Below are 8262 nucleotides of genomic sequence, written 5' to 3'. Positions count from 1 at the left end.
GGGTGCTGGTGGCGGCGCTGCTGGTCACGTCGCTCCCGATCGGCCTGTTGCGCTGGCTGGTGATTGCCGTGGTGGTGTACGCCGCGATCTCGATGGTCCGCTCGGCGATCCAGGGCGAGCCCCCGGTGGCGCCCTGACATCGGCCCCGGTGTGCTCGTGATCGTGCCGACAGCACTGGCATGCCGTGACGTGAGGCGGGCGGGGTCGCGGACGGTGAAAGGCGCCACAAGGCTCGCGCCCCTCGACGCGACGCGCACTTGGGTCGCAGCCGTCGTGACGGGAGACCCCCTTATCCATCGCCGGAGCGCGATCGAGTTCTTCGCCCCCGATGATCGGCATACGGGGCGTAACGTCGCAATCCTTGCGCAGCGAGCCGTCGTCTATCGGGCCGCGAGCGCCCCCGGCGGCGCGGGATAGACCATCATGCGACAACGATCGTGGCACGCACCGTTCATGGCTCGAGACTCGGAACGCAGACGCGGCACGTCAGATCCACGAAATGCACAAGTGGCCTATGGGCAGAGAATGATCACGGGCTCACAACATCCCTGATACCAAGTGTAGCAGCATCCTGACTGGCCGCAGACGTAGCCGTTCACCCATCCGCCACGCATATCGAAGCGCTCGGCTTCTGCCTCGGGCAGGATGTTGTCGGGCTTCACATCGCGGTGCACCACCTGCTGTGCGTGCGCGTAGCCGAGTGCTCAGGCCACTTCGCGCAGCACCCGCGCTCCCTCGCGCCTGACGGCGGCTCCCCGCGACCTCCTTTGCTCAGGCGCGTTACCGGTGACCGATGGGGTGCGTGAGAATTCGGGGACGCAACCGAGGGAGAATCCATGTCCGGGCGCGGGTTCGGTGGCATCGCGCTGCTCGTCGTCGCCGGTTTCATGATGCTGGGCTCCATGCGGGTGGGGACAGGGCTGGGTTCGCCCACGGCCTTGTATGCCGTGCTGCTGACCACGGTGCTCCCTGCTGTGGTGGGGTTCAACCTCCTGCGAGGCACGCGAACCTCCTGGGAACGGATCGGCCAGCTGCGCGACCAGACCATCGAGTCCGAGTTGCAGCGCCTCGCTCGGCAGCACAACGGTCGCCTGACGATGAACGACGTTGTAATGGCGCTGGCGCTCCCCGCCTCGCAGGTCCAGGAGCGGCTCGATGCGATGGTGCGGCGCGAGGCGGCTGACATCGACTTCACCGAGGACGGCGTGATTTGCTACACCATCCACGGTGAGCAGCTGAACGCTGCACCGTCGGACGCACCACGGCGCCTCCCCGATGCGTTATAGGCCCGTCGCCCCTGCCGACACGCGCCGGCCGATGGAGGCGCGTTTCCCCTGCCCGGTCGGTCTGGGTGTGCAGAAGGAGAAGGTACCGCGCAACGGCCGCACCGGGGGGTGATCCTCGATCACTGCCCGCGCTGCGGCAGGGCGTGGTTCGAACGCGGCGAGGTGCGGCAACCGACGCGGCACATGCCCGCCGAGCTGTGGCGACGCATTCCGCCGCGACCGTCTACGCCAAATCCACCCTGCCACGGATGTCACACCCCGCTCGACCGCAGCGCGCTGCGGTGCGAAGTGTGTGGCCGAAAGAACGAGCTGGCCTGTCCGGTGTGCGACCAGACGCTCGCGCGACGGCAGCATGGACGCCTGACGCTCAACGTGTGCGCGAGCTGCCGTGGCGTGTGGTTCGACTATGAAGAGTAGCGGAGTGTTTGGCTGCTCTCGGCCGAGCTCAGCGTGCCCTACGGAAGTGTGGCCGGGGATGTGTTGCTGCACACGCTCTTTTGGGCACCCGACGCGTTGATCTATACCGCCGGGGCTGCGGCGCATGGGTTGGGCAGCGTGGCCGGAGCGGCGGCGAACGTCAGCCCGGAAGGGGCGGCCGAGGTGGCGATGGGTGCGGTCGATGCGGTAGGTGGCGCGGCCGAGGGATCGCTGTTCCTTCCACAACGCACGAGGCCGCTTAGGGTCGGGCCGGTCGCTCAACGGTCGAGCGCGCCGAGGTCGCCATCGATGGCCCCATCCGTCATCAGTGACTGGATCTCCTCCAGCAACTCCATCTGCCGCCCCGACCAGCGCTCGAGCCGGTTGCGGGCACGCACCTCGTCACTGAAGGACGCGCCGCAGCGCCAGCGCGGTCATGCACGCAGCAGGCGCACGCGGCAGGCGCATGCAACAGGCGCACGCAACAGGCGCACGCAGCGGCACAAGGCGAAGGAGGTCGTTGGCGTGCTTGCTCCGCGATCGCGGGCGACGGCTGGCATGGTATCGATCTCGGCAGAGAGCCCGCCTTACTAGTGGGTCGTAGTTGAAATGTGGATAGCACGAGAATTGCAGCCGGGTGGCGTATGTTTACTTCTGCCATGCATCTCGTGCTTACCCCCGATGACCGCCGCACGCTCGAGCAGCTCCTGCGACAGACGACGCTGAGCCAAGCCATCGCCAAGCGGGTGCGCGTGGTGCTGGCGCTGGCCGACGGGGACCCCTACGCCACCATCGCGGCGCGCGCGGGGTGTACGGATCGCTTCATCGCGATCTGGAAGCGCCGCTTCCTCGAGGGCGGCGTCCTCGCCATGGCCGACGCGCCGCGCGCGGGCCGCGGGCATGGCATGAGCGCGGCGCTGGAGGCGAAGATCGTGCGGCTGACCCTGCAGACGAAGCCCCCCGCGCCCCTCACCCATTGGTCGAGCCGGCGGCTCGCGGCCAAGCTCGGCGTGGCGCACACGACCGTCACGAAGGTGTGGAAGCTTCACGGCCTCAAGCCGCATCGCTTGGAACGATACAAGGGCAGTTCCGATCCGGAATTCGAGACGAAAGCGGCGGACATTATTGGCCTGTACATCGCGCCGCCCACGAATGCGGTGGTGTTCTGCGTCGATGAGAAGACCGCCATCCAAGAGCTGAATCGCACGGATCCGGTGTTGCCGCTGCGCCCCGGGCGGGCCGAGACCCACGGGTTCGAGTACGTCCGGCACGGGACGCGCTCCCTCTACGCGGCGCTCGACGTGGGCACCGGGCGCGTGCAGGGCAAGGTCGCCGTGCGGCACACCAGCGCGGAATTCGTCGACTTCCTCGACACGGTCACCCGCGCCGCGCCGCGCGGGAAGGCCGTCCACCTTGTCGTCGACAACCTGTCCGCGCACAAGACCCAGGCGGTGAAAGACTGGCTCGCGGCGCATCCGCGCGTCACGATGCACGACACCCCGACCTATAGTAGCTGGCTCAATTGGCACCTTCGTGTCGTTGCCGGTGCACGATACCGCGCGTTTGACCGAGGCGTTTCGCCGCGCCGTGCTGCGGCTCGTCGTGCGGCTGGAGCTGTTCGACGAGGACCAGGCCGCGGGCCTGCTGACGTGGCCGCATTCCGGGTTCCACGTGCACACCGCGGTGTGGGTGTCGGAGGACGATCGCGCGTTCGCGACCCGCCTCGCGCGCGACTGCGCCCGCAATCCCGTCGCCCTGGAGCGGCTCACCTACGACCGCGCCGCCAAGGCCGTGACCTATTGCTCCGATAAATCAGAGGGCCCGACGGCGGGGACCGAAACCGCCGACCCGCTCGAGTTCCTCGCTCGGGTCCTCGTGCACATTCCCGACCAGGGCCACGTCACCACGCGGTACGACGGCTGGTACGCCAACCGTCCGCGCGGGATGCGGCGTCAGGCCGAGCCCGCCGCAGCCGATACGCCACCCCTGATCGTCCCCGCGCCACGACTCGCGCCGACCGAGGCCACCCGCCGGTGGGCGGCCCTGTTGCAGCAGATGTTCGAGGTCGACCCGCTGGCGTGCCCGACCGGCCATGGCCCCATGCGGGTCGTCGCGTTCATCACCCAGGTCTCGGTGATCGACCGGATCCTCGCGCATCGCCGGACGCGCGCCGCGCGCGAGGCGGAGGGCACGCCGCCGCCCGTCTCTCGGTGCGCGCGTGGTCGGCGATCACGCCGTATACTCGACCGACCCCAATCGAATTTCCTATCCAGGAGCAAGTAGCGCGACGCGAGATCCGCGACCGTGAGCGGATAGCAGTACGCGTGATCGCCGGTGCGGAACTGGCCCTTGAAATCGGCGGTCCAGAGATCATTCGGCGCATCGGCGACGGCGGGGATCACGCCGGGATGCGTGGTGGGACGCCTGGTCCGGCGGCGCTGCACCAGTCCACGGCGCGCGAGGAGATCGGCGACGGTGCTCGCGGCCGGCCAGTCACGAATCCGCGGATGCGTCGCCTGCAGCACGGCCAGCAGCTTGCGTGCGCCCCAGAACGGATGGGCTTCTCGCGTCGTCACCAGCAGTTCGGTCATCGTCGCCGAGAGCGTGTGCGGGCACGTGTGCGGGGCGCGACTCCGATCCCCAAGCCCGCGTCGGCCCTCCTCCGCGTAGCGGGCGATCCACTTGTAGCCAGTCTTGCGACTCACGCCGTAGCGGGCGCAGACCTCGACCATCGTGAAGCGGTCACTGAGGGCGTCCTGCACGCACGTCAAGCGTTCGTTCATGGGGTCCGTCTCCAACCAGAGCATCGCGACCTCGCGCAAAGGCGTGTCGCAGCGCAGTGTGGAAGGAGTGTAAACCATGTTGCCGGACTACTCTGTGAACCATGTACCCGGGCTATCCCCCCGATCGCTCTCCAGATCGCTTCAGCCCATCGGAGCCTCAACTTTCATCGGACCAACGGGCATGAATCGGAAGTGAGCCGTCACGACGAGCCCGAAGATCACGCCAAGTGCGGCAAGGAAGCCCGTGACGACGGGGTAGTTGCCGAAGTTGCCGAGGCGCATCGACCATGCGAGCAGGCCCGACAGGACGCCGCCGAGCCCGAAGATCGCCGGGAGCCCGACAAACTCGAATCGGAACCTGCGGGGCCGCTCGATGCGCGTGCCGAGGACGACCGGCTTCAGGCGGTCGTACTCCCACAGCACAAGGAACAGGTTCGCGAGCATCATGAGGATAGTGATCACCCAGGTTCCCGCGAATCCCAGCGAGATGGTGAGCACCGTGATGTTGACAATGATTGGCAGGAAGAGAAGCGCGCCGAGGTGTGCCGTGCGCGGGATGAGGAGCAGAAGCGCCGCCGCGAGCTGGCTCCATCCGATGAACTCGTAGTAAGGGCCGGTCTTCAGGAGCGCATTGAAGAAGTAGCCGATGGTGGTCGATTCGGGCATCACGGTGAACGGGATGCCGCGGATCTTCGGGATGCTCGGAGGGATGAAACCCAACACGAGAAGGCAGCGGACGAACGCCGCGAACAGCTGCATCCACCAGCGGCGGGTGACCGACGCGTGCAGCGCTTCGAACGAGTGAAGGAGATTCATGGACAAGGCCCTACGCTGGTTGTGACGCGTGGTTGGTGATCCGATCCAGCGAATTGCGACAATCTGACGTTCCTCAGCCGATGCGTGCGCGCGTCCCCCAATTCTGTCTTGAATCCAGGCTCACGAGCGGCGCCGAGCGCCGGCTGCGCGCGGCGGCCTGTCGCACCACGCGGGGAGCATCCGCGAGCTCGCGTGCGGTTTCAGAAGTGCGCGATCTGCACGCCGTATCGCACCGCGAGGTACTCGACGATCACCTTCGTGTCGTTCGTGTGGAGGTGATCGCCCGCGCGGTAGAAGCGCGAAGCGTCGACGAAGGCGTGATTGGCGGAATCGAGGACCAGGTTCGGGCAGCCCTGGTTCGCGTCGCCGACGAGGGCGATGATCTCGCGGCGCGGCCGCGGGTAGTCGATGTAGCGGATGTCGAGCTTCTCGCGAAGTTCTGGGCAGTAACAGAGCACGCCTTCGAGGAAGGCGCAGCTCGGGCAGTAGTAGCGCTTGCCTTCGCTGTCGCGGGCGCCGTCGGTGAAGTTGGGGTTGAGGAGGAAGAGGATGTCCATTGCTGTGCTCGAAGCCCTCTCCAGGATAGGAAATCCGATTAAGGTCGGTGGAGTATACGGCGCGAGCACCGACCGCGCGAGCACCGCCTGGCGGGCGGCGGCGGGCCCGCCGACTCGTTCGTGCGCCTCGAGGGCTGTCGGAACGGCGGTCACCGTGGGGGGAGCGATGCCGGCGCAGGCCCATCCGTCGCGCCCGTGGGACAGCCGCCCACGCCGACGGTCCCCGCGGCCCGGCATGCAGCGCTGACGGTCCGCATGCGGCGGGTGGTCCGCCAGCCCCGGGGCCGGAGTTGATCACGTGGGGATGGTCAAGCCGTCGGTGGAGGCGTGCTGTGCCCGGGTCCGTATTGCCGAGTGGCCTGGCCCGGTCATCCAGAAGACGAGATGACGTGAGGATCGTGGAGGCCCGACCGCCGCGTCGGACGGCGCTTGCGCCAGTGACCCGCGCGCCGTAGCGTCGCGTCATGACCCGTACCCGGCACCTCGCCGCGAGCCTGCTGTGCCTTGCCGTGGCCGCCGCCCCCGCCGCTGGCCAGTCTCGCCCACTTCGCGTCCTCTTCATCGGCAACAGCTACACTTACTTCAACGACCTCCCAGGCCTTGTGGCCAGCCTTGGCCGCGGTGCGCGCCCGATGCGCCCGATGCGCACGGAGATGGTCGCCCTACCCGGCGTTTCACTGCGCGACCACTGGTTGGACGGTGCGGCGCTGGCCGCCATCCGCCGTACACGATGGGACTACGTCGTGCTGCAGGAGCAGAGTATGCTGGGGGTGATGATGGTGCACGGGCGCCCCACGGTAAACGACGTCGACCTCTTCCATGAGTTCGGCCGCCGCTTCATCCGCGAGATCACGGCAGCGGGCGCGACGCCGGTGCTCTACCTCACGTGGGCGCGCCGTCCCAGCCCCGAGACGCAGGACCGCCTCACGCGCGCGTACGCCGCCCTCGCGGCGGAAACCGGCGCACGCCTGGCCCCTGTGGGGGTGGCGTGGCAGCAGGCACGTGCCCAGCGCCCCACGCTGGAACTCTTCGACTCCGATGGCACGCACCCCTCCCCCGCCGGCTCCTACCTGGCCGCGGTCACGCTTTGGGGCACCATCACCCGCACCCCCGCGCGCGCCCTCCCCGCCTTGGTCTCGGGGCGCGTCCTCGCGGATTCCTTCCGCGTGACTTGGACTGGCGCCGTGGCTCCGCTGGTCACCCTCGCCGACAGCGACGCCGCCTTCCTGCAGGGCCAGGCCAACGCCGCCATCGCCAGGGTAGCTACCCTCCCCGCGGCGCCCGTCACTGGCGCACGCCTCCAGCCCCTTCCTGCAGGCACGCCCCCGACTTGGCAACGGCTGGCTGGCGACTGGACCGGCACCATGCGCCTCTTCGACGCTCCCGTCACGGTCACCCTCACCGTGTCCGGTACTGCTCCGCGCCCGCAGCTCACCTGGCGCGAGGCGGGCACCGGCTGGTCGGCCGTCTACACCGTTGCCGCGGCCGCGCTCGACAGCGCCGGACTGAGCTTCACCGTCAGCGACCCGCGCTTCCTCGCCCCCGACGCGCACCATCGCGCCGTGCTGGTGGGCGACTCGCTCATGGGGCATGCCGAGGTGGGGAGCGCGATGCAGGTCCCGCGGCTGGTAGGCTCGTGGACGCTGACGCGCGCGGGCACCGCCGAGCCCGATCCCATGCTCACCGAACACCCCGCCGGCACCGACAGCCGCGCCGCCGCCGTGGCCGGCGGCTTCACCCCCCGAGGGACGCACCCTGACTGGCGACACGGCCGAGACCTGGGGGGCCAGACCGCCATTGCCGTGCGGGCGGTCGTGTTCGGTAGCGTAGTCGGCTGGCAAGCGGAGAAGACCGGACGAAGCGGGGATAAATGACGGATCGCCTCGGTCGGAGCACTCGTTGGGTTCTCCTGCCTTCCGCGTGATCTCGGTCGGCGCCCTTGGCTCAAATTCTTGCATCATGGGTTCGCACGATGAATAGAGCGGTTATCCGCGCCTCCGTCATTGCGATCGCTGCGCTCGCGTCCTGTTCAACCACAGGCACCGCGGTGTGGGTGTCGGAGGACGATCGCGCGTTCGCGACCCGCCTCGCGCGCGACTGCGCCCGCAATCCCGTCGCCCTGGAGCGGCTCACCTACGACCGCGCCGCCAAGGCCGTGACCTATTGCTCCGATAAATCAGAGGGCCCGACGGCGGGGACCGAAACCGCCGACCCGCTCGAGTTCCTCGCTCGGGTCCTCGTGCACATTCCCGACCAGGGCCACGTCACCACGCGGTACAACGGCTGGTACGCCAACCGTCCGCGCGGGATGCGGCGTCAGGCCGAGCCCGCCGCAGCCGATACGCCACCCCTGATCGTCCCCGCGCCACGACTCGCGCCGACCGAGGCCACCCGCCGGTGGGC

7 protein-coding genes and 2 pseudogenes are annotated in these 8262 nt (G+C 68.6%); 6 read left to right on the top strand and 3 right to left on the bottom strand.

Features of this window, described 5'->3' with window-relative positions; translation table 11 throughout:
* Positions 1–836: 836 nt before the first annotated feature.
* The 4 genes and pseudogenes from ACIRA7_RS13050 to ACIRA7_RS13035 all read left to right on the top strand — a co-directional run.
* On the top strand, positions 837–1286 hold the full coding sequence (locus tag ACIRA7_RS13050; RefSeq protein ID WP_396221279.1) for a hypothetical protein: 450 nt from the start codon (positions 837–839) through the stop codon (positions 1284–1286).
* 183 nt (positions 1287–1469) lie between these two features.
* A complete protein-coding gene (locus ACIRA7_RS13045; protein WP_396221278.1) occupies positions 1470–1703 on the top strand; it encodes a zf-TFIIB domain-containing protein in 234 nt (77 codons plus the stop codon).
* A 644-nt stretch (positions 1704–2347) separates the two neighbouring features.
* Positions 2348–3214 (top strand): annotated as a pseudogene (locus ACIRA7_RS13040) (IS630 family transposase); the annotation flags it as partial.
* A gap of 22 nt (positions 3215–3236) precedes the next feature.
* Positions 3237–3581, top strand: a pseudogene (locus ACIRA7_RS13035) (transposase); the annotation flags it as partial.
* A 74-nt stretch (positions 3582–3655) separates the two neighbouring features.
* Here the strand turns inward: ACIRA7_RS13035 and ACIRA7_RS13030 are convergent.
* From ACIRA7_RS13030 to ACIRA7_RS13020, 3 genes are all read right to left on the bottom strand, one after another.
* Positions 3656–4486 (bottom strand): helix-turn-helix domain-containing protein, encoded by an 831-nt coding sequence (locus ACIRA7_RS13030; RefSeq protein ID WP_396221277.1) that lies wholly within the window; start codon positions 4484–4486, stop codon positions 3656–3658.
* Between the two features lie 141 nt (positions 4487–4627).
* Positions 4628–5245, bottom strand: coding sequence for a hypothetical protein (locus ACIRA7_RS13025; RefSeq protein ID WP_396221276.1), 618 nt, complete (start codon positions 5243–5245; stop codon positions 4628–4630).
* A 257-nt stretch (positions 5246–5502) separates the two neighbouring features.
* Positions 5503–6012: a DUF3088 family protein gene (locus ACIRA7_RS13020; RefSeq protein ID WP_396221275.1), complete on the bottom strand. Its 510-nt coding sequence runs from the start codon at positions 6010–6012 to the stop codon at positions 5503–5505.
* Positions 6013–6323: 311 nt separating this feature from the next.
* Between ACIRA7_RS13020 and ACIRA7_RS13015 the strand changes: the two genes are divergently transcribed.
* Positions 6324–7733, top strand: coding sequence for an SGNH/GDSL hydrolase family protein (locus ACIRA7_RS13015; RefSeq protein WP_396221274.1), 1410 nt, complete (start codon positions 6324–6326; stop codon positions 7731–7733).
* Between the two features lie 98 nt (positions 7734–7831).
* On the top strand, positions 7832–8262 hold a 431-nt coding region (locus ACIRA7_RS13010), incomplete at its 3' end, for a transposase (RefSeq protein ID WP_396221273.1).

Source organism: Gemmatimonas sp. (assembly GCF_044376735.1).
Taxonomy (GTDB): domain Bacteria; phylum Gemmatimonadota; class Gemmatimonadetes; order Gemmatimonadales; family Gemmatimonadaceae; genus Gemmatimonas.
This window is presented reverse-complemented; position numbering and strand designations above follow the sequence as displayed.